This window comes from Actinoplanes awajinensis subsp. mycoplanecinus, from assembly GCF_001509495.1.
GTDB classification, from domain to species: domain Bacteria; phylum Actinomycetota; class Actinomycetes; order Mycobacteriales; family Micromonosporaceae; genus Actinoplanes; species Actinoplanes palleronii.
Genome location: NZ_LLZH01000288.1, coordinates 1 through 23,042 on the forward strand (window position 1 = coordinate 1; position 23,042 = coordinate 23,042).

Sequence of the window (23,042 nt, forward strand, 5' to 3'; positions counted from 1 at the left end):
GGGGACTTTCGGTGCGGTGCGCGCCCGAACTTCACACGCAGCGCTGGGTTGCTGGTGGTGTGGGGACTTTCGGTGCGGTGCGCGCCCGAACTTCACACGTAGCGTCTGGGGTGACCTGGTCAGTCCGGGCGGCCCGGACCGCGTAGCGTGGTGAGATCGAGATGCGCCCGGACCCATCCGGTGGCGACTCGGCTCCGAATCCGCGTCGAAGGACTGTATGCGGCGAAGGGCGGACATTCATGGTGGAGCGCGGCAGGGGCCGCCGGGCGGAGCATCTCACCCCGGTGCCCGATCCGGATCAGCCTGATCCGGAGAAGGCGGGTCCCGACGACCTGTTGCGGGCGGTGGCCCGCGGCGACGAGAAGGCGTTCACCAAGCTCTACGACCTGGTGGCGCCCCGGGTCTACGGCCTGGTCCGTCGGGTGCTGCGGGACCCCGGGCAGGCCGAGGAGGTCGCGCAGGAGGTGCTGGTCGAGGTGTGGCGCAACGCGGCCCGCTTCGATCCGGCGCGCGGCTCGGCGACCTCGTGGATGTTCACCATCGCGCACCGGCGGGCGGTTGACCGGGTGCGTTCCGAGCAGTCCGCTACCGATCGCACGATCAAGGCCGGCGCGGCGGCGATCGACACCCCCTACGACTCGGTGGAGGACGAGGTGTCCGGGCGGTTGGAGCGGCGCCACGTGCGGTCGTGCCTGGAGGGCCTCACCGAGCTGCAACGCCAATCGGTCAACCTGGCCTACTACCAGGGGTACTCGTATCCGCAGGTCGCGGAGCTACTCGGGTCACCACTGGCAACGATCAAGACGAGGATGCGGGACGGGCTGATCAGGCTCCGTGACTGCCTGGGCGCGGAGGTGACCGCATGATCGCCGACATACACACACTGGCCGGCGCCTATGTTCTGGACGCTGTCGACGACATCGAGCGGGCCGCTTTTGATCGCCACCTCGCCGAGTGTGAGACGTGCCGCACCGAGGTCGACGAGTTCCGCGAGACCGCCGCCATGCTGGCCGGTGGCACCTGGTCGGTGCCGTCGCCGCGGATGCGCGAGAACGTCCTCGCCGAGATCAAGACGACCCGGCAGCTGCCCCCGCAGGCACCCGTGCCCACTGTCGTCGCGGCTGCCGCGGCGGGGGAGCGCCGCCGGATGACCCGCCGTCACCTGCTGAGTGCCGCGGCGGCCGTCGTGGTCGCGGCCACGGCCGCGGGAACGATCGCTTATCAAGTGCAAGACGATCGGGTACGCCAGGAGCAGGCCACCGCCCAGGCCGTTCGTGATCAGGAGTCCCGGGTGCGTGGCATCCTCGGCTCGCCCGACGTCGAGGTCCGCGGCGAGCAGCTGCGTGACGGCGGCCGGGTCACCGTGGCGTTCTCCAAGCAGGACAACGCGGGTGTGATCCTGCTGGACGCGGACGCCGCCCCGGCGGACGGGCACGTCTTCCAGCTGTGGACGGTCCGGTCCTCGACCCCGATCTCCGAGGGCGCTCTCGCCGTCGGTCAGTCCCAGGTGGTGAAGGTGGTCGACGGCATCGCTTCGGCGTCCGATGTGGGCGTCACGATCGAGCCGCCGGGTGGTTCGGTCACGCCCACCGTCCCGATGGTGGCCGCCGTGAAACTTCTCTGAGGTTCCACCAATCCGGCAGTTGGGTCGCTCCGAATAAAGGGTGAAGGTCCCGGAACAAGGGTGAAAAAACCCGATATTTGGAGGAACGACCAATGCGCGCCATCAAGTTCACCGCTCTGACCGCCGCCACGCTCTTCGCGATCTCCCTGAGTGCCTGTGGCAGCGACTCGGACAGCACCAAGGACGACACCGCCGCTGCGGCGCCGACGATGACCACGGCGGCGCCCAGCATGGCACCGAGCATGGCGGCCGACTCGATGGTCAACTTCGGTGCGGGCTGCGCCGCGGTGCCGACCGACGCGTCGAACAAGGGCAGCTTCCAGGCGATGGCCCAGGTACCGGTCGCGACCGCGGCGTCCGGCAACCCGCTGCTGTCCACTCTGGTCACCGCGGTCAAGCAGGCCGGCCTGGTCGACTCGCTGAACTCCGCCGACGGGATCACCGTCTTCGCGCCGACCAACGACGCGTTCGGCAAGATCCCGGCCGCGGACCTGAAGAAGGTGCTGGCCGACAAGAAGACCCTGACCAGCATCCTCACCTACCACGTGGTGCCCGGCAAGCTGACCCCGGCGGACCTGGCCGGCACCCACAAGACCCTGCAGGGTGACGACCTGACGGTCACCGGCAGCGGCGAGAACTTCATGGTCGGCGGCACGGCGTCGGTGATCTGCGGCAACGTGCAGACCGCGAACGCCAACGTCTACATCATCGACTCCGTCCTGATGCCGAAGAGCTGATGACGGGCCGACTACGCGGTGCGGTCTGCGGGATGGTCGCCGCGGGCTTCGGGATCGCGGTCGCGGAACTCATCGCGGCCGCGGCCCGGCCCGGCGCCGGACCGCTGGTCGCGGTCGGCGGTGCGGTCATCGACGCGACGCCGACACCGGTCAAGGAATTCGCCGTACGGGAGCTGGGCACTAACGACAAGCCGGTCCTGCTGTCGGTGATCTCCCTGGTCCTGCTCCTGCTCGCGGTGGTGACCGGGATGCTCGGGGCCCGCTGGCGCCGGGCGATCCCGGTCGGCACCGGGGTGCTGGGAGTGGTGGGAGTCGCCGCGGCGCTGTCCCGGCCGGCGGCGGTGGTGTGGGACGGCATCCCGGCCCTGGCCGGAGCGGTGGTGGCGGGGGCGACCCTGTGGTGGCTGCTCCGCCCTCGGACCGTCGCGAAGGCGGCCGCGCCGGAAGCACCGGTCGCCGCGACAAAAGCACCCGTCGCCGCGACAGGAGCACCGGTCGCCGCGACAGAAGTACAGGTCGCGGCACCGGTCGTACCGGAGACTGGTTTTGATCGTCGGTTGGTGTTGCGCCTCGGTATGCTCGCGGCCGGCGCCGGTGTAGCCGAGTTCGGCGCACTGGGCATCACCGGTCAACGCGACAAGGCTCTCGGCAACTCCCGCGAGGCGCTCGAGCTCCCCGCGGCGGCCGAGCCGGCGCCGCCGCTGCCCGGCGGGATCGCACCCGGCTTCACGACCGCGAACAGCACGTTCTACCGGGTGGACACCGCGCTCACGGTGCCCCGGATCGATCCGGCCACCTGGTCGCTGCGGATCCACGGCATGGTCGACCGGGAGATCGAACTCTCCCTCGCCGACCTGCTGAGACGACCGCTGATCGAACGGGACATCACGCTGAACTGCGTGTCCAACGAGGTCGGTGGCCCGTACATCGGCACCGCCCGCTGGCTCGGTGTGCCGCTCGCGGCGCTGCTGCGGGAGGCCGGCGTGCAGGCCGGCGCGGATCAGATCGTGGCCCGCTCGGTCGAGGGCATGACGATCGGCACGCCGGTGGTGACCGCCCTGGACGGCCGGGACACCATGCTCGCGGTCGGCATGAACGGCGAGCCGCTGCCGCTCGAGCACGGCTTCCCGGTCCGGATGCTGACCCCCGGACTATACGGATACGCCGGTGCCTGCAAGTGGGTAACCGAGCTCGAGCTGACCACTTTTGATCGGTTCGACGCGTACTGGGTCGAGCGTGGCTGGGGTGCCGAGGGCACGGTGAAGACCGCGTCCCGGATCGACAAGCCGAAACCGTTCGCCCGGATGGCGGCCGGCCCGGTGACCGTCGCCGGCGTCGCCTGGGCCCAGCAGCGGGGGATCGGCAAGGTCGAGGTCAGCGTCGACGGCGGCGCCTGGTCGGAGGCGGAACTGCTGCCCACGGCCTCGATCGACACGTGGGTGCAGTGGCGCTACAGCTGGAAGGCGAGCGCGGGGCCGCACTCCCTGGCGGTGCGCGCCACCGACAAGACCGGTGCGGTGCAGCCGGAGCAGCGGGCGACCCCGTTCCCGGACGGTGCGACCGGATGGCACACCGTCACGGTCACCGTCGGATGATCGCAGTCCGGTTCTGCTCAGCCGCGGCAGAACGTGCCGGAGGAAGCTCAGGTACCACAGAACGTCTGGTAGGGACCGAAGTCGCCGGGCGCGGGCTCGGCGTACCGGGCCAGGCCGGGGCGTTCCTGATACGGATCGGACACCGCCTCGGTCAACCGGTGGAAGGGCTCCAGGTCGCCGCCGGTCGCGGCGGCCAGGGCCTCCTCCACGAGGTGGTTGCGCGGGATGTAGACCGGGTTGACCCGGTCCATCGCGTCGGCGTCCGGGGCCAGCGACAGCCAGCGCTCCGCCCAGGAGTCAAAACCGGACGGGTCGAGGAAGAGGGCCCGGGCCGGCTCGGTTTCGCCCCGGGCCGCTGCTGACAACGTACGGAAAAAGCTTGTGTAATCGACCCGCGCGGCCCGCAGCAGCGTCGCGAGATCATCCAGCAGCGGCCGATCCGGATCGGTCGTGAGCCCCAGCTTCGCCCGCATGCCGGCGGTCCACGCCGTGTCGAAGTGCGGCCCGAAACGCTCCAGCGATGCCACCGCGAGAGTGACCGCCTGCTCCTGCTCGTCGTGGAACAGCGGGAGCAGCGACTCGGCGAGGCGCGCCAGGTTCCACTGGGCGATCCCGGGCTGGTTCCCGTAGGCATACCGCCCGGCGGTGTCGATGGAGCTGTAGACCGTGGCCGGGTCGACCGCCTCCATGAACGCGCACGGTCCGTAGTCGATGGTCTCGCCGGAGATGGTCATGTTGTCGGTGTTCATCACGCCGTGCACGAACCCGACGAGCATCCACTGCGCGATCAGCGACGCCTGTGCGGCCACCACGGCGTCGAAGAAGGCCACGTAGTCGCCCTCGGCGGCCGGGTAGTGCCGGCTGATCGCGTGGTCGGCGAGCCGTTTGAGCAGTTCAGGGTCGTCGGTCGCCCGGGCGAACTGGAAACTGCCGACCCGCAGGTGGCTGGCCGCGACCCGGGCCAGCACCGCGCCGGGCAGCAACTCCTCGCGGCGGATGGTGCGGCCGGTGGCGGTCACCGCGAGTGAGCGGGTGGTGGGAATGCCGAGGGCGTGCAGGGCACGGCTGATCACATATTCGCGCAGCATCGGCCCGACGGCGGCCAGACCGTCGCCACCGCGGGCGAACGGGGTGCGGCCGGAGCCTTTGAGGTGCAGGTCTCGTCCGTCGATCTCGCCCAGCAGCAGGGCGCGGCCGTCGCCGAGGCGAGGGGAGTAGCCGCCGAACTGGTGCCCGGCGTAGGCCTGCGCCACCGGCGTCGCGCCCGCGGGCGGCTCGGTGCCGGTGAGCAGGCCGACCGTGAGCTGCTCGGCGTCGAGCCCGAGCTCGGCCGCCAGCTCGAGATCGACGACCAGCAGGCGGGGCGCGGGGGCGTCCTCGGCCTGCCACGGAACCGCCATCTCCGGCAGCGCGTCCGCGAAACGATGGGTGAGGGTCAGGGCCGGAGAGGTTACGTCCACCCGTCGACGGTAGCCCGGACTGCGCCGACTCCCGATCCGGGCTGGTCCCCTGGGGTGTGTCAACCCGCTCGAGGCACCCCTGGGAGCCAGCCCGGGACTGTGGTCGACACGCCGTGGCTCGACCGAGCGCCGGGCGCCGGGGAAGATGGGGCCGTGACTCACAGCCAGCTCAGCGATGCTTTGCCGCGCCAGGCGCGCGCCCGGGCGACCTTCCTCGGGTATGCCATGAAGGCCCTGCGCACCCTGCCGCGCCCGGTGCAGCGGGCGGTGCTCGGTGGCGCCGCGGCGGGCGAGTTGCCGCCGGTGCCCGACTTCGTGCGGATGCTGGAGATCGCCGGCAACATGCCGAACTCCGGTCCGAACCACGCCGAGCTCCTCGCCCGGTTCCCCGAGCTGGCCACGGTCGAGGTCAGCACGCCGCCGATCGAGGGCGTGCCGGCCCGGCTCTACCGCGCGCCGGGCCGCGACGCGGAGTGCGCGCTGGTCTGGGTGCACGGCGGGGCGTTCGTCTGGGGTGACCTGGCCATGCCCGAGGCGCACTGGACCGGGCTGATGCTCGCCGCGCGGGGGGTGCCGGTGCTGTCGCTGGACTACCGCAAGGCGCTGCACGGCGTGTCCTATCCGGCGCCGTCCGACGACGTGCTGGCCGGCTGGGCCTGGGCGGTGAACCATCCCGAGCAGCTCGGGGTGCCGGCCGCGAAGATGCACCTGGGCGGGGCGAGCGCGGGCGGCAGCCTGGCCGCCGGGGTGGCGAAACGACTGCGGGACGGTCAGGGGCGGCCGCCGGCGTCGGTGCTGCTGGCGTACCCGGCGGTGCACCCGGAACTGTCCGGCTGGGACGAGGCCGGGCTGGCCGCGATCCGGGACGAGCCGAGCGCGGTGTACTTCTCGCCGGAGTGGATCAGGGAGCTGAGCGTGCACTACGCGGGTGCCGCGGGGACGGCGGACCCGTACGCGTTCCCCGGCGTCGGCGACCCGGCCGGCACCCCGCCCACCCTGATCGTCAACTGCGAGGCGGACACCCTGCGCCGCTCCGGTGAGCTCTACGCCGAGCAGCTGCGCGCGGCCGGCGTCGAGACGACCGTGCACCTGCTCCCGGGCGCGCCGCACGGCACCCTGAACGACCCGTTCACCGCCGCAGGGCTGCGCACCGTGGACCTGATGACCGACTGGCTGGCCCGCTGACCTCTGGTTTTACGTTGCGGTACCGAGACCTGGGCGGGGCAGCGGCGGCGGTTGACCAACGGTTACCCTGACGCGCTCACAGGTTCTTTACAGCTACGAGGTGACCATGTCCCAGCCGCCGTCCGCCCCCGGATTCCCCGCTCCGGGCGCCTACCCGGGCCCCGGGGCCTTCCAGGGGCAGCCGGGCCAGCCGGCGCCTCTCGCGCAGGAGATCCCGGCGCCGTACTCCGGTCAGCCGGGCCCGTCCGGGTACACCTCGCCGGGCCAGTACCAGGCGCCGCAGTCCACGTTCGCCCCGCAGGGGGTGCTGGCCTGCCGGTTCTGCGGCTCGATCCCGGCCGCCCAGGCCAAGTTCCGCGGCCACCAGGGCATGCTGATCGTGATGCGGTTCCTCAGCAACGAGGGCCCGTTCTGCCGGGACTGCGGCCTCGGCGTGTTCCGCCACATGACCTCGCGCACCCTGGTGCAGGGCTGGTACGGCTACGCCTCGTTCATCATCACCCCGTTCACGGTGCTGATGAACCTGTTCCGCCGTGGCAAGGTCGCCAACCTGCCGGCCCCGCAGCCGAACCCGTACGCGCCCAGCCGCCCGCCGATGGACCCCGGCCCGGGCCTGATGGAACGCCCGCTGACCTGGCTCGGCCTGCTGATCCCGATCGCCGTCATCGGCCTGATCGTCTTCGCGGCCACCCACAACTGACCTCGCCGGGGCTGCCGGTCGTCCGGTCGGCAGCCCCCGTTCCGCACCGGGTCAGCTGTGCTCTGCGATGTACTTCTCCGGGTCCTTGTTGTGGAAGTCCAGACCCTTGCCCTGCGGGTGGTCGGCGAAGAACTTCAGCCACTTCGCGCCCAGCTCGGCCCGCAGCTCCGGAGTCGCGTGCTTGCGGAAGTCCGGCAGCACCTCGTCCTCCTCCTCGGCCAGGTGCTCACTGTTCTCGGTGCGCGCCTGCCACACCCCGGCCCACCACGCGTCCGAGCCGACCGGGTGCTTGCCCGCCTCGGCGATCCCGTCGCGGATCTTGTTGTGGTCCTTGATCGCGTCGTCGGTCTCCTCTTCCGCCTCGTCACCACCGCTGTCGGTGAGCAGGTGCGGGTAGAGGATCTCCTCCTCGGCGTCCGCGTGAATGTCGAGATGCAGTGCCAGCGGCTCCCAGACAGCCTTCAGCTGCTCCGCACCCTTGGCATCGTCAAGCCGAGCGAACCCCACCCGAAACGTGTGGTGATCCTCCATGATCAGTGCCGTGATGTCGTCCATCCCAGCAGGGTACGACCGATCGCCCGCCCCCGCCCGGCAGGACAGCGTGGTTCCCCCCGCCCACTACCGGCCCAGCCGGGCCGCGCGCATCACCAGGTAACGCTTCTCCGGACGGCTACATCACCGGCCGGTAGCGGCCCAGCACGTCCACCGCCTGCGCGGTGATGTCGGCGATCACCGAGGACGCACCCTTCACCCCGTCCACCAGACCGACCCCCTGCCCGGCCAGCAGCGGCATCTCCTCGAGATCACCGCTGGTCGCGCGGGTCGGCACCAGGTTGGAGAACCGCGGGATCTCGATCTCCGGCCCGCCCAGGCTGGTCCGCCCGATCACCGGCCGGTCCGCGTCGGCCGCCGGGGGCTGCTCGGTCACCCGGTTCCGCAGGATCCGCATCGGGTTGAACTCCGGGGTCTCCGGGCCGAACAGCGACGTCCGTACCGTCTCGGTCGCCTCCGCCGCCACCAGCCGCTCCTTGTACCCCTCGTGCGCGCCGGACTCGTCGGTGGCGACCAGCCGGGTCCCGATCCACGCGCCGTCCGCCCCGAGCATCAGCGCCGCCGCCAGCCCGCGCCCGTCGGCGATCCCGCCGGCCGCGAGCACCAGGGCCGGCGCGACCGCGTCCACCACCAGCGGCACCAGCACGAACGTCGGCAACGTCGCATAGTTGTGCCCGCCGGCCTCCAGGCCCTGCGCGACCACCACGTCCACGCCGGCGTCCACCGCCCGCTTCGCCGCGTCGACCGTGCCGACCTGCTCGAACACCCGCACCCCGGCCATCTGCAGCCGGTCGATCCAGGCTCGTGGCGGGTGTCCCCAGTGGAACGACGCGACCGGCACACCCGCCGCGCACACCGCGTCGATCTGGTCGTCCTGAGTGAACCCGGTGATGAAGTTGACGTTGAACGGCCGATCGGTGCCCGCCTTGATCCCGGCGATGACCTGGGTGAGCGCCGGCGCGGGCAGCATGCCGACGCCCAGCGCGCCGAGCGCTCCGGCGTTGCTGACCGCGACCGGCAACTCCGGCGTCATGGCGACGAACGCCATGCCGGCCTGCGCGATCGGTGTGGTCAGTCCGAATTCCGCGGTGAACCTGGTTCGCAGCTCCATCCGACCGACGATGGCACGACCGGCCGCGTGATCCTGTCAGCCGAAGGACAGAGGCGGGTGTAGAAACTCATCCAGTGGGCATACTGCCGGATGGCAGGAAGACAGGTGGCAAATCGTATGCGGGATTTGCCGGTACCTCGGCGAGAATGGCGATATGGCGGGGATCAGCTGCACGGTCAGCCAGGTGGGCACCCGGACCGTGGTCCGGCTCGCCGGTGACCTGTGCGCGCAGACCGCGCCGCAGATCCGCGCCACGCTGCTGAAATGCCTTGTCGAGCAGCCCGACGCGGTGATCGCCGAACTGTCCGGCCTGGAGGTGCGCGAGCCGGTGGCGCTTGCCGTCTTCGGCTCGGTGGCCCGCCAGGCCGCCATGTGGCCGGGCACTCCGCTGCTGCTCAGCGACCCGGGCGACGAGATCGCCGAGCACTTCGCCACCGGACGCTACGGCCGGCTGCCGGTGCTCGCCAGCACCACCGAGGCGCTGCGGGTCGAGCACCGCGATCAGATGCCGTGGCTGGCCGACAGCCTGCTGCCGGTCTCCGGCGCGGCCGCGCACGCCCGCTGGCTGGCCGGGGAGGCGTGCGCCCGGTGGGATCTGCCGCATCTGAGCGACCCGGCCCGGATCGTGGCGGGGGAGCTGGTCACGAACGCGGCGGTGCACGCCGGCACGATGATCGATCTGCGGTTCTCGCTCGGGCGCCGCTGTCTGCTCATCGCGGTGCGGGACGGGTCGAGCGCTGCACCCCGTACCGAAGAGGGGTTTTCCCTGACAACGACCGCGCCGCGCGGGCTTCTCCTGGTGGGGCAGTTCGCCAGGCGTTGGGGTACGGTCCCGGCCGAGGGCGGCAAGGTCGTCTGGGCCACCCTCGCACGTGCGGATCCAGCCCGCTGACGACCGATTTTCATCGGTACGAACAATCAGGCGTCCGTCCGTAGGCTACGAGCCGAGTCGCGCCCGTGAGGCCGGTGCGCGGCGGACCGTGGTCTGGAAGAGGCTGAGCAGCCCGGTGGTCGCGAGCACCCCGTGCACCACGCCGCGCGGATTGACCACCTGGTACGCCCGGCCGTGCTGCAGCGCCGCGGCCCGGCCCTCCAGCAGTGCCCGGATGCCCGCCGCGGCCAGGAACCGCACCTTCTCCAAGTCGATGACCAGCATCGTCACGCCGGGCTGCGCGGCAGCGTTGGCGACTATCTCGGCCAGCGCGTCGCTGACCTCGTCGTCGATCTCACCGCGGACCGCGAGGCGGATGACCCCCGCGCCGTCGTCGTGCTTGCTCACCGCGAACGAGCCCGTCATCTTTCCCCCGCCCGGAATGCTGTGCCAGGGTCCCCGCAGGCGACGGCCCGGTGTGGACCGACGGCGTGGACTTGTCACCCTAACCGTGGCGGGCCCGATTCGCACAGGGTCGGCGTTCCGGTCGGCTGTCCGAGGGAATCCGGACACCGGGCGGCCCGCTACGCCTCGGTCAGCAGCTCGCGCAGGCCGGCGATGACGAGGACCCGGGCGACGGCCGGCTGCACTCCGGTGAGGACCATCGGCACGCCCCGGCAGCGGGCCACCGCACGCACCGCGACCAGCATCCCGATCCCGGCCGCGCTCAGCAGCGGCACCCGGGACAGGTCCACTGTCAGCCGGCGCCCCCGGACGCAGCCGACGGTCGCGGCGACCAGTGCCCGGCGCACCTGGTCGGCGTTGTCCCGGTCGATCTCGCCGTGCACCGCCGCCCGGACGCCACCGGACCGGGCCTTGACCAGCACCCGGTGCTCCGGCCCGCCGGCGCCGGTCCACGGTGGCGGGGTGTCCGACAGCATCGCCTCGCGCAGCCAGGTCAGGGTGCGCCCGAGCAGCCGGGACACGTGCATCTGCGAGATGCCCAGCTCGTCGGCGATCTCCGCCTGGCTCAGGTTGCCCCAGAACCGCAGGGCCAGCAGTCGCCGTTCGCGGCCCGGCAGCTCGCACAGCAGCCCCTCCACGGTGGTCCGATCGTCGACCAGGGACAGCTCGCCGTCCAGGTCACCGAAGAGGTCACCCACCTCGGCGCCGTCGGCGTCACCGAGCGGCGCGTTGAGCGACTCGGTGCTGTGCGCGGCCGCCGAGGTCTGCGCGCCGACCACCTCGGCCTCCTCGAGACCCAGGTGACCGGCCAGCTCGGCGACGGTCGGGGTGCGGGCCAGCTCGGCGGTCAGCACGGTACGGGCGTGGATGAACTCGAGCACCCGGTCCTGCTGGCCGCGGGGCACGTGGACGCCCCAGGTGTGGTCCCGGAAGTGCCGCTTGATCTCCCCGGTGATCGTCGTGATCGCGTACGCCGTGAACGAACCGCGCCCCGGATCGAACCGGTCCACGGTCTTCACCAGCGCCAGCCGGGCCACCTGCTCCAGATCGTCGGCCGGCTCGCCGCGACCGCGGTACCGGCGGGCCAGCCGCCCGGCGAAGGGCAGGGCCGCCCGGACGAACCGGTCGCGCAGCCGCTGCCGGGCCGGTGGATCCGCCACGAGCACGGCGCGGGCATAACGGTCCGCGAGGACGTCCAGGTCCTCGTACACGTCCGGCACCACATCACCCCCGTTGCAGGGCTGTGCCCCCTTACCGGCGGGGCAAACCTACGGAATTCCGGCAATTCTGGCACAGGTTCGACGTTCACCGTGATTCCGGCATGCGACCGATAGCGCCTGGATAGCGTGATCGGCATGGCCGGCGAAGCGCAGACGGACACCGGCGCCGCGGACTGGTCCGGGCACATCATCGTCTGCGGTCTCGACGACGTCGGCCTGCGGACCGTCGAGCAGCTCTACCACGCCGGCGTCCGCGTCATCGTGGTCGAGGACGACGCGGACCCGCGGCTGGTCCGGGTGGTCCGCGGCTGGGGCGTGCCGGTCGTGGTCGGCAGCCCGCGCCTGCAGGAGACCCTCGACGAGGCCGGCCTGCCCGGCGCGGTCGCGGTGATCTGCGTGCTCGCCGACGACCTGCACACCCTGGAGGCCGCGCTGCTGATGCGCGAGCGGCGCCCGGACGTGCGGGTGGTGGTCCAGCTGCGCAACCCGGCGGTCGGCCGGGCGATGTCGGCGATGCAGATCAGCGTCCTCGACGTGGCCGGGCTGTCCGCGCCGTCGGTCGTCGAGGCCTGCCTGCGGACCGGCACCCACGAACTCGACCTGGACGGCCACCCGTTCGTCGCGGCCCAGGTCACCGCGGACTTCACCGGCACGCTGCGCTCCCGCTACGGCTCGCTCGCCCCGCTCGCGGTCACCCCGGCGTCCGGCGCCGACGTGGTGATCTGTCCTGGCCGCGACCACCCGGTGCGGCCCGGTGACCTGGTCACCCTGCTGGCCTCCCCGGACGAGCTCACCGCGGCCGGCGTGATCGACGGCGGCGAGGACCCGGCTGACGCCGGACCCGGTCGGTGGGCACGAGGGCTGAATCTGATCGGGTCCGTCTGGCGCGCGCTGGACCGCCGATTCCTGTACGCCCTGATCGCCCTGATCCTGCTGCTGAACACGTCGATCCTGATCCTGCAGCTCGGCTACCGGGAGCCGGACGGCACGCGGATGTCCCTGCTCGACGCGGTGTACTTCTCGGTCGAGTCGATCGCCACGGTCGGCTACGGCGACTTCAACTTTCGCGACCAGGAGCCCTGGCTGCGCTGCTTCGCGATCGCCCTGATGGTGCTCGGGGCGTGTTTCGCCGCCACGTTCATCGCCCTGCTCACCAACGTCCTGGTCTCCATCAAGATCCAGGAGGCGCTGGGCGACCGCCTGCTCGACCGGCTCACCGACCACGTCGTGGTGATCGGCATCGGCTCGGTCGGCGTCCGCGTGGTGGAACGCCTGCGCGCGACCGGCACCGAGGTCGTGGTGATCGAGTCCGACGAGCACAACCGCTACGTCGACCAGGTGCGCGACAGCGGCGTACCGGTGATCATCGCGGACGCCACGCTGACCCGGACCCTGGACCGGGTCCAGCTCGGCTCGGCCCGCGCGGTCGCCGTGCTCACCAACGACGACCTGGTCAACCTGGAGACCGGCCTGGCCGTGCGGGACCGGCTCGGCGAGCGGTGGGGCGAGGTCCCGGTGGTGCTGCGACTCTTCGACCGTACGCTCGCGGCCACCGTCGAACGCACCTTCGGCCTGGGGCTGGCCCGGTCCACGGCGGCGCTGGCCGCGCCGTGGTTCGTCGGGGCGGCGCTCGGGCTGGACGTGCTCGCCACGTCTACGTCGGCGCGCAGCTGATGCTGGTCGGGCGGCTGACGGTGGCGCCGGGTGGCGGGCTGGACGGGCTGGCCGTGCAGGATTTGTCGGCGCGTACCCGGGTGGTGGCGATCCGCCGGGTCGCCGATCGCGGAGTGCTGGAGCACCCGCCACGGAGGGACACCCGGTTCGCGGCGGGGGACGAGGCCTATCTGATCGGGCCCTATGAGGAGTTGCTGCAGGTGCTGCGGCGGGACGCGTTGTCGACCAGCGGCCTGGCGCCGGGCGGCCCGGCTGACGTCTCGGGGGTTGAGGGCTCCGAAAATGTCGTACCCCGGCGATAGCTTCTCTCCTGACCGAGACGAGCTCTTTCTGGAGGTCCCGATGTACCGGCAGGGCGATGTGCTGATCATCCCGGTGGACCAGGCCGAGGTGCCCGCGTGCGCGCCGGTGCCCCGCGACCGCCGCGGCCGGATGGTGCTGGCGCGCGGCGAGGCGACCGGGCACGCCCACGTGGTCGGCGGTCCCGGCCTGCGACTGGTCGCCGATCTGGACGACCCGGAGCGGATGTTCGTCGAGGTGCCGACGCACGGCCGGGTCTCGCACGAGGAGCACGGTCCGATCGCGCTCCCCGCCGGGCACTACCGGATCGTCCGCCAGCGGGAGTACATCCCTGGCGCGTTCCGTCCGGTCGCCGACTGATGGCCACGCTCACCGACCGCCTTCTCGCAGCCGCCGGATCGTGGAGGCCGACGGGTTCGGGCTTCCTCCGGGCCGGCGGGTGCCGGCCCACGACGGATTCGGGTTTCCTCCTGGCCGCCGGGTGGCAGGGCCGTTCGCCGGCCGGGCGGGGGTGGCGCTTCCAGCCGGGTTCCGGCCGATGGACCACGAGGGTTACGAGTTCTCCGGCCGGCCGCCGGTTGCCCGGGGCAACGTGTTGCCAGTTCCCTGCGGCTGAATCCGGCAGCAATGACACGGACCCGCGCTGCCGCGTCGGGCTCACCCTCGCGTGTCGGGCTCCTGCGCTCGGGCGACGTCCGCTGGGCCTCGACGGCGAGTGGGCTGTCGCTGGCCCGCTCCGCGGGGTTCCTGTTCTTTGGCGGCGGCTGGTCGCTGATCTGCTCTGCAAGGTTCCGTTTCCTCTCCACGGCTGACGCCGGGGTTTCCCTGAAAGGTTCGCGATGAAGCTGACTCACGAGCAGGAGGCGATGGCCGCGGCCGTCGAGGACCAGTGGCTGGCTGCGGCCGTGGAGACCGCCCCGGCCGCGCGGGCCGAGGCGGAGGCCGGGGTCCGCGAGGCATACCGGCTGGCCGGCGCGACCCCGCCCGAGCGGATCTACTGGTTCGGGTCGCCGCGCGCGGGCGCGGCGGCTGTGGCGCTGCTCGCCGGCGCGCCCGCGCCCGGCCCGGACGACCCGGCCTGGTTCGCCGAGGCGCACGCCGAGCTGCGCCGCCAGGGCTGGATACCGGGCGAGACCGCCGGCCGGTCGCTGCGCCGCCGGGTGCGGACCGAGCCGTGGGCGGCCGCGCGCCAGGCGGCGGTCGAGGCACTGGGCGCCGACGGCTGGGCCCAGCTCAGCGCCGCCGCCGGCCGCCGATCGTGGGCGCTGGTGATGGACCTGATCGCCGGTCGGCTGCGGCTGCGGCTCGGCGAGGACATCGCCACCGAGTTCCCGGGCGAGACCGGCCGGGCGGTCCGTCGCCCGGTGCTCGACGCGATCTACGGTCAGCACGACGGCACCTGGCTGAGCACATTCGAGGCCGCCGACCGGCTGCTCCCGGAGGCCGGCCTGACCCGCGGCCTGACCGGTCTGGCCCAGGTGGCCCGGCACACCGGCTGGTGGTGGGCGAACGAGCGGGTCGCCGTGCTGACCGAGCGCCCGGGTCTGCTGGCCCGCGACAACGTCGGCCGGCTGCACCGCGGCGAGGGCGCCGCCATGGAGTTCCCCGACGGCTGGGGCCTGTGGGCCTGGCGCGGCATGCCGATCCCGGCCACCCTGGCCGCCGAGCTGCCGTCGCTCACCGTCGACCGCATCCAGCGTGAGGACAACGCCGAGATCCGCCGGGTGATGCTGGAGCACTACGGCTACGAGGGCTACCTCCGCGACGCCGGCGCCCGCCAGCTGAACGCCGACGAGACCGGCACCCTGTGGTTTCTCGACCTCCCCGGCGACGAGCCCCTGGTCATGGTCGAGGTCATCAATGCCACCCCGGAGCCCGACGGCACCAGCCGCGTCTACTGGCTTCGCGTCCCGCCGCAGACGAGGACCGCCCGGGAGGGCGTCGCCTGGACCTTCGCCCTGACCGCCGAGGAATACCACCCCATGGTCCAGACCTGACCACAGCCGCGCCCAGCGGCCAGGAGCTGTCCCTTCCAGCCGGCCGCCGGGTGGCCGAAACAGCTCCTGGCCGCCGGGCGCGCCCGCCCACCGCCCACGGGTGGGCGGTGGGTGTCCGCGGTGCGGGTTTGTGTGCGTCTGCCGCCCTTGGGTGGGCGGTGGGTGTCCGCGGTCCGGGTTTGCGTGCGCCTACCGCCCCGTTCGCGTGGCCGGCGGGCGCAGGCGCAACCCGATCGGGTGCTGCCGCCGGTCGCGTGCGGGTGATCGCGTTCCGCACCGCAGGGGTCGGCGATGATCGCGTGCTCTGGTCGCCCCGGCGGTCGCGATGGCGTGCTCTGGCCGCCCCGGTGGTTGCGATGGCTGCTCCGGGCGCCCCAACGGGTCGCCGGGTCGTTTCACCCGGGGCCGGTCGTGGTTTGCTGCCGCCCTGCAGGCGCCGATGGGGTGCTCGCGCTGGCCGAAGGTTGAACGCTGAGCGGCATGGGGCGGTCCGGCCGGGGACGCGGTTGGGTACATCAGGATGGTGATGCCCGCGGTTGGATCTTTGCTGGTGGAGAGCCTGTATCGATCATCCGGCAGGGTGGCCCGGATTCGCCGAGATGAGGCCTAGCGGAGACGGGGGAGGACCGCGGCTACCTGGGCGCCGTAGGTGTCCAGGCCGTCCTCCGTGAGGACGTTCGGGAGGAGGTCGCCGAACGCGTTCACCTCGGCGATCGCGTGGTCCTGCCAGCCGGCTCGGAACATCAGGTCGACTCCGGCGTGCAGGGTGTCCGGGAAGCAGGCGGCGGCGCGGATGCATGAGCGCATCGCGGCCGACCAGGCCTGCTCGCCCGTCGCGGCGCGGATCGCTGCCACGTCGCCGCGGGCGTTGCCGAGGTGCAGGTTCGTCATCGGGGATCGGCTGGTCCGGACGACGACGTGCCGGGCCTGTCCGGCGATCACGACCACCCGCAGGTCGAGGACCCGGTTGCCGAGGGTGGCCTTCGGATACCAGCGTTCGACGTGCAGGCCGTCCGGGGCGAGCCGGTCCACGATCGTGGCGATCGAGGCCTCGTCGTCGTAGCGGCGCACCCGCAGGTTGTTGAAGAGCCGGCCCTGGCTCAGTTCGACCGAGGTGACCGCCATGATCCGCGGCCCGCCGACGGCCAGGGCCAGGACCCCGGAGGCCGAGGAGCCGTAGGCCGGTTTCACGAAGACCCGGTTCCACCCGGCCGATGCCATCGCCGCCCGCAGCGACGCGTAACCGTCGACCGGTCCGAGCGCCGGTGGCACCGGAACGCCGGCCGCGGTCAGCACGGCGTGACACTCGGGTTTCGCCGTCATGGTCAGGATGTCGGCCGGCTGGTTCAGCAGCGTGCCACCACCGGCCGCGACGATCCCGAGCGCCTCTCGGAGACCCGCGAACGCGGCCGCGCCACCCAGGATCTCCCCATGCTCAGCCTCCCGAACGCCCCGCCCGTCGCCACCGGCAAGCAGATCCAGTTCATCGGCCCGAGGCCCGCCATCGGCCCGAAGCCCGCCATCGGCCCGAAGGCCACCATCGGCCCGAGGCCCACCAGCGGCCCGAAGGACACCAGCGGCCGCGGGCCGGGCCGCGGCGCCTCTGTCCGGGGCGGTTGTGGAGGGGGCGCGGTGCGCGGAACCGAGGGTGCGCAGCAGGCGGTCGACCTCCGGGTTTTCGCCCGGTGAGTCGATGCGGACCAGGGTGCCCGGCCCCGGGACGTGGCCGGTGAGCAGCACGTCCCGCCACGGAAAGATCTCCGGGGCGGGCAGGCCGGCCCGGGCCACCGCTGCGGTGAACAGGGTGACCCGACGGTTCTCCGGGTTGCCGACGACGGCCAGGCGCACTACTCCGACACCGCAGTGAAGCGGCCCCACTCCCGATCGCTCTGCTGGTGCGACACGTCGACCGCGACGCCCGGCAGCTCCTCGACGAACCGCTGCGCCATCTCCGTCGTCATGAAGTGGTGGCTCAGGTCGAGTGACTTCAGGTGGGTGAGCGGCTGCCCGGCCAGCAGCGCCTCGGCGCCGGTGTCGCCCATCACGCCCAGTGACAGGTCGAGCTCGGCGAGCCGGGCGACCACCGGTGCGGCGGCGAGGGCCGCGGCGACCTCGTCGGCGATCTCGGCGTTGCGCAGGCCGAGGTGGGTGAGTGCGGGCAGGGAACGGCCGGCCAGGATCGGCGCCAGGTCCTCGGCGCGGGCGTCGCCGCCGTAGTTCGAGACGCCGAGCCACAGCTCCAGGAACGTCAGGTTCGGCAGCTCGGACGCACCGATCGCGCGGACCACCCCGGCCGGCAGGCCGCCGGACTCGAAGACCAGCTCCCGCAGGCCCTCGTGCCGCAACGAGGTCAACTGGAGGTCTTCCGAGCCGCGCACCCACAGGTGCTCCAGCGCCGGGAACGCCTCGAGCAGCGGCGTCAGGTCGCCCTGGTTGATCCAGGAGATCTCGCACTGCTCCGGGCTGATCTCGCCGATGAACAACCCGCGCAGCCCGCTGAGCCGGTCTGCCCGGTTGACCAGCAGCTCCATCGGGAACGGCGTCTCATATGCCGTGCCCCACTCGCCGACGATCAGCGCGGTCGGGCCGGCCGGACCGCAGCGCTCCAGCAACTGGTCGAGAGCGGCCTCGAACTCCTCCGGCGGGGCCTCGAAGTCCTCCATCTCGATCCGCCAGGCCACCGCGGCCGGATCCTCGACCGTCTCCCGCTCCAGTGGCACGACCGGCAGCCCCGCAAAGGTCGCCAGGTTGTCGTTGACGCTCACACATCCCCCTCAGCCGCGCTGACACCGTCCGGAACAGTGCCGAGAAGTTAGCAGGCCCCACCGACACTTTCGGGACCCGGTTAACCCGAACAGTTGATACCTACTGTCCGGATCGAGACTGCCATCTCGACCACGAAGTTGATCACTGAGAGTATCGAGAGCCTCACCCGGTGGCGACAACGAGGTGCGGCATGATCGCCATTCTTCTGGTCCGTCACGCGGACATCGCTCTTCCACGGGTCTCGGCCGATCCGTCCCTGAACGACGCGGGGCGGACACGTGCCGAGGCGCTCGCGCACGTCGCCGGCTCGGCCGGGGTGACGACCGTGTTCACCTCGCCTTTCCGGCGTACGAAAGAAACCGCCGAACCGATCCTGAAGCGGCTCGGCCTCGTCGCCCGGGAGATGCCGGACGCGGCCACCGTCGCCCGGCAGGCGCACGCCGGGGAGTACGGCCCGGTCGTGCTGATCGTCGGGCACAGCAACACCGTTCCGGACGTGATCGCCGCGCTGGGCGTCGCGTCCCCGCCGGTCGTCCACGAGACCCGCTTCGACCACCTGTTCGTGGTGAGCCTGACCGATGTGGGTCAGGCCGGCCTGCTGGCTCTGACGTACGGAAATCCTTCTTTCTGATCGAGGTGTCCTTGCCATGTCCGCCCACCGCACACTCAGCTGCATCACCCCGCCGTTCATCCTGACCAGGCTGCTGGACAGCGACAACCACGCCATCCGCGACGCGGCCCTGTCCACCCTGCTCACCTCCGCCCAGCTGCGCGGCGAGCGCGGTGTCCGCTCGCTGATCGCCGGAGCCCTGGTCACGCCCGGTGACGGGCGCCGGAGCATCTTCGACTGCCGGCACGGCACGTTCCTGCCGTCGGCCACCCTGGTCCGCTCGGAGGGTGAGGCGGACGTCGCCGACGCGTCGGTCAACCAGGCCTTCAACGGGCTGGGCACCACCCGCGACTTCTTCCGCACCGTGTTCCAGCGCGACTCGATCGACGGCCGGGGCATGCGGCTGCTGGGCTACGTGCACCGTGGCCGGCACTACAACAACGCGTTCTGGGACGGCCAGGAGATGGTCTTCGGGGACGGCGACGGGGAGGTCTTCAGCGACTTCACCGGCTCGCTCGGCGTGATCGCCCACGAGCTGGCCCACGGCGTCACGGAGCACACCGCGGGCCTGGAGTACCACAACCAGTCCGGCGCGCTCAACGAGTCGCTGTCCGACGTGGCCGGTGCGATGGTGACCCAGTGGTTCCTGCAGCAGACCGCGGACCAGGCGGACTGGCTGATCGGCGCCGAGGTCTTCACCCCGAACATCGACGCCGACGCGCTGCGGTCGATGAAGGCGCCCGGCACCGCGTTCGACAACAAGCTGTTCGGCAAGGACCCGCAGCCCGACCACATGGACCGGTTCGTCGAGCTGCCCGACACCGATCAGGGCGACAACGGGGGCGTGCACGTCAACTCCGGCATCCCGAACAAGGCGTTCTACCTGCTGGCCACCGGGATCGGCGGTTACTCCTGGGATGCTCCGGGGCGCATCTGGTATGAATCGATGAAGGCGTCGACCGCGACCACCGAGTTCCAGGGCTTCGCCGACATCACGCTCCGCAAGGCGGAAGAGCTATACGGTACGGAGAGTCGCGAGCAGCAGGCCGTCAAGGAGGCGTGGTCCGGAGTGGGCATCCAGGTGAGCACGACCCCGACGCTCAGGCGCCAGTAGATGCGAGTGTCCCTGACGACCCATGGCGGGCTGGCGGCTGCGATCACTCGGCAGCTGCCACCCCGCGTGGCCGATACAGATCAGCTCTCACCCGAGGTCGCCGCCGAACTGCGCGGCCTGATCGACGCGGTGCGTGGTGATCCTCCCGGTCGGCCCGATCCCGCCGCCAGGGACGCCATGACCTACACGATCGTGGTCGAGCACGGTCCGGAGCCGACCACGCTCACCGCCTCCGACACCGCGATGACGAAGTCCTTCGCCGACCTGCTGGACTGGGTCGAGCGCAACGCCGCCTAGGGCCGGGGGAGCGCCGCGTAACCGGCGATCAGGATGTCGACGGCCTGGGTGAAACGCGAGTCGAAGTCCAGCCCGGCCCGGGTCGCGATGACCTCCAGCAGGTTCGGGAACTCGGCCGGGTCCAGCTCGGCGGCGTGCTGGTCGAGATCCGGCTCGGAGCCCTCGTGGCCGGGCGTCTGTCCGACTTCGGCCAGGGTGTGCCCGATCGTGAACGTGGCCAGCACGTTCACGATGTCCAGGGCGCGGCCCAGCGGCAGCCCGGCGGCGCGCATCGCGGCCAGCCAGCCCTCCGACATGCGCAGCGCGTCGGGGGAGTTCACCGGGCGGGTGGCGGCCAGCGGCAGCACACCCGGGTGGGCGATCAGCGCGGCCCGCAGCCCGTGCGCGAACGCCCGTAGCCAGGCCGGCCAGTCGTCGCCGGACGGGGCGCCGAGGCCGGTGAAGGCGGTCTCCATCACCCGGTCGACCAGGCCGTCCAGCAGCGCGTCCTTGTTCGGCACGTGGCGGTAGAGCGACATCGCCTCGACGCCCAGCTGCGCGCCGAGCTTGCGCATCGACAACGCGGGCAGGCCGTGCGCGTCCACGTAGTCCAGCGCGGCGTCGAGCACCCGCTCGCGGGTCAGGCCGGCTTTGGCCCCGGCGCGGCGGTCCGGCACGAGCTACCCCCTTGACGATGCTTACGGTGTAAGCCACGATACCGGAAACGACGATGCTTACACCGTAAGCATGATCTCCGGAGGTAGCTCGTGTATGCGCTCGCCATCGTCCTGATCCTGGCCGCGGTCGCCTATTTCCTGGTGATGACGCTCGTCGACCTGTTCCCGCTGAACAACGTGCGCGACGCCGAACGCTCCGAGCAACTGACCGAGGTGGCCGTGAACGCGCCGGTGATGGCGCTGCCCGCGGTGCTGCTCGGTGTCGCCGCGGCCACCTCACTGCCCGCTTTCGGGTATGCCGGCGCGGTGCTGGAGTCCCTGGCCGTGCTCGGTGGCCTGCTGCTGTGGTGGTCGCCGTACCTGGTCGGCGTCACGATGCCGTGGGCCACCGCCGGCACCGGGGTGAGCTGGGCGCAGCTGCACGCGCGGACCTACGCGCGGACGGTCACCGTGCTGCCGCGGATCGGGGACCGGCCCCGGCCGAATCTGGAGCACATGATCCTGCACGCGCTGATGCTGGGCGCGGCGGTGACCACGTTCGCGGCCAGTGCGGCGATGTGAGCGGCTTCCATCGTACGAAATCGGTCATGATCTTGAAATGTGCTCGCGGACCGAAACCGGCGCCGCGACATCGGCACGGACGACCTTGATCCTCAGCCGGGGGCTGCGGCGACCGGTCGGGCGGCGAGGCGCCGGAACCCGCGGCAGTGATGGCTCCGGCAGCGGCGGGAGGGACGGCAGTGACCAGTCCATTCGCCATGCCGGGCGCAACACCGCCGCGAGGTAGGCGATCCCGCACACCCACAGCGCCAGGTTCAGCCCGCCCGCGCTCAGCAACACCGCGCCGAGCAGACCGCCGACCGGGATCCCGGCCCACGCCCACGCACTGATCAAAGTCTGCACCCGTCCCCGCAGCGGCGCCGGGATCAACTCCACCTGGATCGTCTCGAGCAGCGGGTTGAACAGGCCGGAACCGATGCCGGCCAGGGCATAGACCGCGATCACCGCCTCCGGTGGCAGTCCCAGCGCGAGCACGATGATCCGGGTCGGCCCGCTGCTGAGGACCCCGATCAGGTACGTCGCCCGGCGCGGCAGGCGGGCCCCGAAACCGGCCGAGGCCAGCGCGGACGCGATCGAGGCCAGCCCGACCGTGCTCAGCGCCAACCCGACGACTGTCGCGTCGTGACCGCCGGCCCGCGCCCAGATCGGCAGCAGCACCGCCATCAGTGCCTGGTCGAGCAGGTTGGTGACGACGAACATCGCGGTCAGCGCGCGCAGCGGTGAGTTGCCGCGCAGGAACGCGGCGCCGGTGCGCAGCCGATCGACATACGTCTCGTCGTCGCGCCCGTGGTCGCGCACCGGATCGGTCACCGTGAGCGTGACGATCAGCGTGGCGACGCCGAGCATCGCGGCCGCCGCCCACAACGCCCGATCCCCGCCCAGCGTGGCGACCAGCCACCCGGCCAGCGCGGTGCCGACCGCGGTCGCGGTACGTTCGACAGCGGTCGCCAGCCCCACCCCGCGGGCGGTCGACTGCCCGGCGTCGGCGGCGGCGAACGGCACCAGCAGCCGTTTCGCGGCGCTGGCCGGCCCGTCGGCACACCCGACCAGCACCAGCATGGCGGTCAGCAGCCACAGCGGTGGCGTCCCGAAGATCGCCGGAATGATCAGTACGACCGCCGACGTCACGTCACCGGCGGCGCTGATCCGGCGCGGCCCGATCCGGTCCAGCAGCGGGCCGGCCAGCCACTGCGTGAACGCGTACGGCAGCACCTGGCAGGCCACCACCAGGCCGGTCTGCGCGGCGCTGCCGGTCCGGTCCAGCACCAGCCACGGCACGGCCACGGTGAGCAGCCGGTTCGCCGACAGGGTGCAGGCCTGCGCGCCCAGCACCCCGGTGAGTCCACGCCATCTCACCCGGCCATCACCGGCACCGGACGTGGTTGATCGATATCGCCATCCGAGCATCCTTCGGCAAAAGGCGGGGCGGTTTCTTCGCACCGTAGATGTCGATGGCCACCGCAGGTAGTCGGCCGTCGATTACGAGATAGCCGGAATCAGTACTTCCCGACAGTCGGACGGCTCCGGTTGTTGACCAATACCCGCAG

At 71.8% G+C, this 23,042-nt stretch carries 24 protein-coding genes; 15 read left to right on the top strand and 9 right to left on the bottom strand.

What is annotated here, in order from left to right; genetic code table 11:
• The first annotated feature begins 239 nt into the window (after positions 1-239).
• The 4 genes from sigK to ADL15_RS31640 all read left to right on the top strand — a co-directional run bounded on the left by sigK (position 240) and on the right by ADL15_RS31640 (position 3,956).
• On the top strand, positions 240-866 hold the full coding sequence (gene sigK / locus ADL15_RS31625) for an ECF RNA polymerase sigma factor SigK (protein WP_067698818.1): 627 nt from the start codon (positions 240-242) through the stop codon (positions 864-866).
• A complete protein-coding gene (locus ADL15_RS31630) occupies positions 863-1,624 on the top strand; it encodes an anti-sigma factor (RefSeq protein ID WP_067698820.1) in 762 nt (253 codons plus the stop codon). Before sigK ends, ADL15_RS31630 begins: the two co-directional genes overlap by 4 nt.
• Positions 1,625-1,716: 92 nt before the next feature.
• Entirely contained in the window at positions 1,717-2,361 is a 645-nt protein-coding gene (locus ADL15_RS31635) for a fasciclin domain-containing protein (protein WP_067698822.1), read from the top strand.
• The gene (locus ADL15_RS31640) at positions 2,361-3,956 is read left to right on the top strand and encodes a molybdopterin-dependent oxidoreductase (RefSeq protein ID WP_067698824.1); all 1,596 of its coding nucleotides are present in this window, start codon (positions 2,361-2,363) and stop codon (positions 3,954-3,956) included. Before ADL15_RS31635 ends, ADL15_RS31640 begins: the two co-directional genes overlap by 1 nt.
• A gap of 47 nt (positions 3,957-4,003) precedes the next feature.
• On the opposite strand, the gene ADL15_RS31645 is transcribed toward ADL15_RS31640, so the two are convergent.
• Positions 4,004-5,416 (bottom strand): protein adenylyltransferase SelO, encoded by a 1,413-nt coding sequence (locus tag ADL15_RS31645; RefSeq protein WP_232344588.1) that lies wholly within the window; start codon positions 5,414-5,416, stop codon positions 4,004-4,006.
• 153 nt (positions 5,417-5,569) lie between these two features.
• Between ADL15_RS31645 and ADL15_RS31650 the strand changes: the two genes are divergently transcribed.
• Both ADL15_RS31650 and ADL15_RS31655 read left to right on the top strand, forming a co-directional pair.
• Positions 5,570-6,601 (top strand): alpha/beta hydrolase, encoded by a 1,032-nt coding sequence (locus ADL15_RS31650; protein WP_067698826.1) that lies wholly within the window; start codon positions 5,570-5,572, stop codon positions 6,599-6,601.
• 100 nt (positions 6,602-6,701) lie between these two features.
• Positions 6,702-7,301 carry a hypothetical protein gene (locus ADL15_RS31655; protein WP_157441719.1) on the top strand — a complete coding sequence of 200 codons (600 nt, stop codon included), beginning with the start codon at positions 6,702-6,704 and terminating at the stop codon, positions 7,299-7,301.
• Positions 7,302-7,352: 51 nt separating this feature from the next.
• Here ADL15_RS31655 and ADL15_RS31660 read toward each other — a convergent pair whose 3' ends face one another.
• Positions 7,353-7,856 carry a hemerythrin domain-containing protein gene (locus ADL15_RS31660; RefSeq protein WP_067698830.1) on the bottom strand — a complete coding sequence of 168 codons (504 nt, stop codon included), beginning with the start codon at positions 7,854-7,856 and terminating at the stop codon, positions 7,353-7,355.
• Positions 7,857-7,971: 115 nt separating this feature from the next.
• Positions 7,972-8,964, bottom strand: a complete 993-nt coding sequence (locus tag ADL15_RS31665; RefSeq protein ID WP_067698831.1) for an NAD(P)H-dependent flavin oxidoreductase — start codon at positions 8,962-8,964, stop codon at positions 7,972-7,974.
• Positions 8,965-9,118: 154 nt separating this feature from the next.
• Between ADL15_RS31665 and ADL15_RS31670 the strand changes: the two genes are divergently transcribed.
• Positions 9,119-9,856 (top strand): STAS domain-containing protein, encoded by a 738-nt coding sequence (locus ADL15_RS31670; RefSeq protein ID WP_067698833.1) that lies wholly within the window; start codon positions 9,119-9,121, stop codon positions 9,854-9,856.
• 45 nt (positions 9,857-9,901) lie between these two features.
• Here ADL15_RS31670 and ADL15_RS31675 read toward each other — a convergent pair whose 3' ends face one another.
• Both ADL15_RS31675 and ADL15_RS31680 read right to left on the bottom strand, forming a co-directional pair.
• Complete coding sequence (locus ADL15_RS31675) at positions 9,902-10,261, bottom strand: anti-sigma factor antagonist (RefSeq protein WP_067698835.1); 360 nt, start codon at positions 10,259-10,261, stop codon at positions 9,902-9,904.
• 158 nt (positions 10,262-10,419) lie between these two features.
• Complete coding sequence (locus tag ADL15_RS31680; protein ID WP_232344596.1) at positions 10,420-11,520, bottom strand: sigma-70 family RNA polymerase sigma factor; 1,101 nt, start codon at positions 11,518-11,520, stop codon at positions 10,420-10,422.
• A 135-nt stretch (positions 11,521-11,655) separates the two neighbouring features.
• Between ADL15_RS31680 and ADL15_RS31685 the strand changes: the two genes are divergently transcribed.
• The 4 genes from ADL15_RS31685 (at position 11,656) to ADL15_RS31700 (ending at position 15,491) form a co-directional block, all read left to right on the top strand.
• A complete protein-coding gene (locus ADL15_RS31685) occupies positions 11,656-13,194 on the top strand; it encodes an NAD-binding protein (RefSeq protein WP_157441720.1) in 1,539 nt (512 codons plus the stop codon).
• Positions 13,194-13,496, top strand: coding sequence for a TrkA C-terminal domain-containing protein (locus ADL15_RS31690; RefSeq protein ID WP_067698841.1), 303 nt, complete (start codon positions 13,194-13,196; stop codon positions 13,494-13,496). The genes ADL15_RS31685 and ADL15_RS31690 overlap by 1 nt, the downstream gene beginning before the upstream one ends.
• Before the next feature lie 40 nt (positions 13,497-13,536).
• Positions 13,537-13,854: a hypothetical protein gene (locus ADL15_RS31695; RefSeq protein ID WP_067698843.1), complete on the top strand. Its 318-nt coding sequence runs from the start codon at positions 13,537-13,539 to the stop codon at positions 13,852-13,854.
• A gap of 479 nt (positions 13,855-14,333) precedes the next feature.
• Positions 14,334-15,491 (top strand): DUF6745 domain-containing protein, encoded by a 1,158-nt coding sequence (locus tag ADL15_RS31700; RefSeq protein ID WP_067698845.1) that lies wholly within the window; start codon positions 14,334-14,336, stop codon positions 15,489-15,491.
• Between the two features lie 606 nt (positions 15,492-16,097).
• On the opposite strand, the gene ADL15_RS31705 is transcribed toward ADL15_RS31700, so the two are convergent.
• Together ADL15_RS31705 and ADL15_RS31710 are read right to left on the bottom strand one after the other, a co-directional pair.
• The gene (locus ADL15_RS31705; protein WP_157441721.1) at positions 16,098-17,339 is read right to left on the bottom strand and encodes an STM4014 family protein; all 1,242 of its coding nucleotides are present in this window, start codon (positions 17,337-17,339) and stop codon (positions 16,098-16,100) included.
• A complete protein-coding gene (locus ADL15_RS31710) occupies positions 17,339-18,256 on the bottom strand; it encodes an STM4015 family protein (protein WP_067698848.1) in 918 nt (305 codons plus the stop codon). Before ADL15_RS31710 ends, ADL15_RS31705 begins: the two co-directional genes overlap by 1 nt.
• A gap of 191 nt (positions 18,257-18,447) precedes the next feature.
• Here ADL15_RS31710 and ADL15_RS31715 point away from each other — a divergent pair, with 191 nt between their 5' ends.
• The 3 genes from ADL15_RS31715 to ADL15_RS31725 are packed head-to-tail and all read left to right on the top strand — an operon-like array spanning position 18,448 to position 20,278.
• On the top strand, positions 18,448-18,888 hold the full coding sequence (locus ADL15_RS31715) for a SixA phosphatase family protein (protein WP_067698850.1): 441 nt from the start codon (positions 18,448-18,450) through the stop codon (positions 18,886-18,888).
• Between the two features lie 16 nt (positions 18,889-18,904).
• On the top strand, positions 18,905-19,981 hold the full coding sequence (locus ADL15_RS31720; RefSeq protein WP_067698853.1) for a M4 family metallopeptidase: 1,077 nt from the start codon (positions 18,905-18,907) through the stop codon (positions 19,979-19,981).
• A complete protein-coding gene (locus ADL15_RS31725) occupies positions 19,982-20,278 on the top strand; it encodes a protealysin inhibitor emfourin (RefSeq protein WP_067698854.1) in 297 nt (98 codons plus the stop codon).
• On the opposite strand, the gene ADL15_RS31730 is transcribed toward ADL15_RS31725, so the two are convergent.
• A complete protein-coding gene (locus ADL15_RS31730; protein WP_067698856.1) occupies positions 20,275-20,934 on the bottom strand; it encodes a TetR/AcrR family transcriptional regulator C-terminal domain-containing protein in 660 nt (219 codons plus the stop codon). The genes ADL15_RS31725 and ADL15_RS31730 overlap by 4 nt on opposite strands.
• Before the next feature lie 90 nt (positions 20,935-21,024).
• On the opposite strand from ADL15_RS31730, the gene ADL15_RS31735 reads away from it, so the two are divergent.
• Complete coding sequence (locus tag ADL15_RS31735; protein ID WP_067698858.1) at positions 21,025-21,495, top strand: hypothetical protein; 471 nt, start codon at positions 21,025-21,027, stop codon at positions 21,493-21,495.
• 24 nt (positions 21,496-21,519) lie between these two features.
• On the opposite strand, the gene ADL15_RS31740 is transcribed toward ADL15_RS31735, so the two are convergent.
• Positions 21,520-22,851 (bottom strand): MFS transporter, encoded by a 1,332-nt coding sequence (locus tag ADL15_RS31740; protein ID WP_232344604.1) that lies wholly within the window; start codon positions 22,849-22,851, stop codon positions 21,520-21,522.
• Between the last annotated feature and the right edge of the window lie 191 nt (positions 22,852-23,042).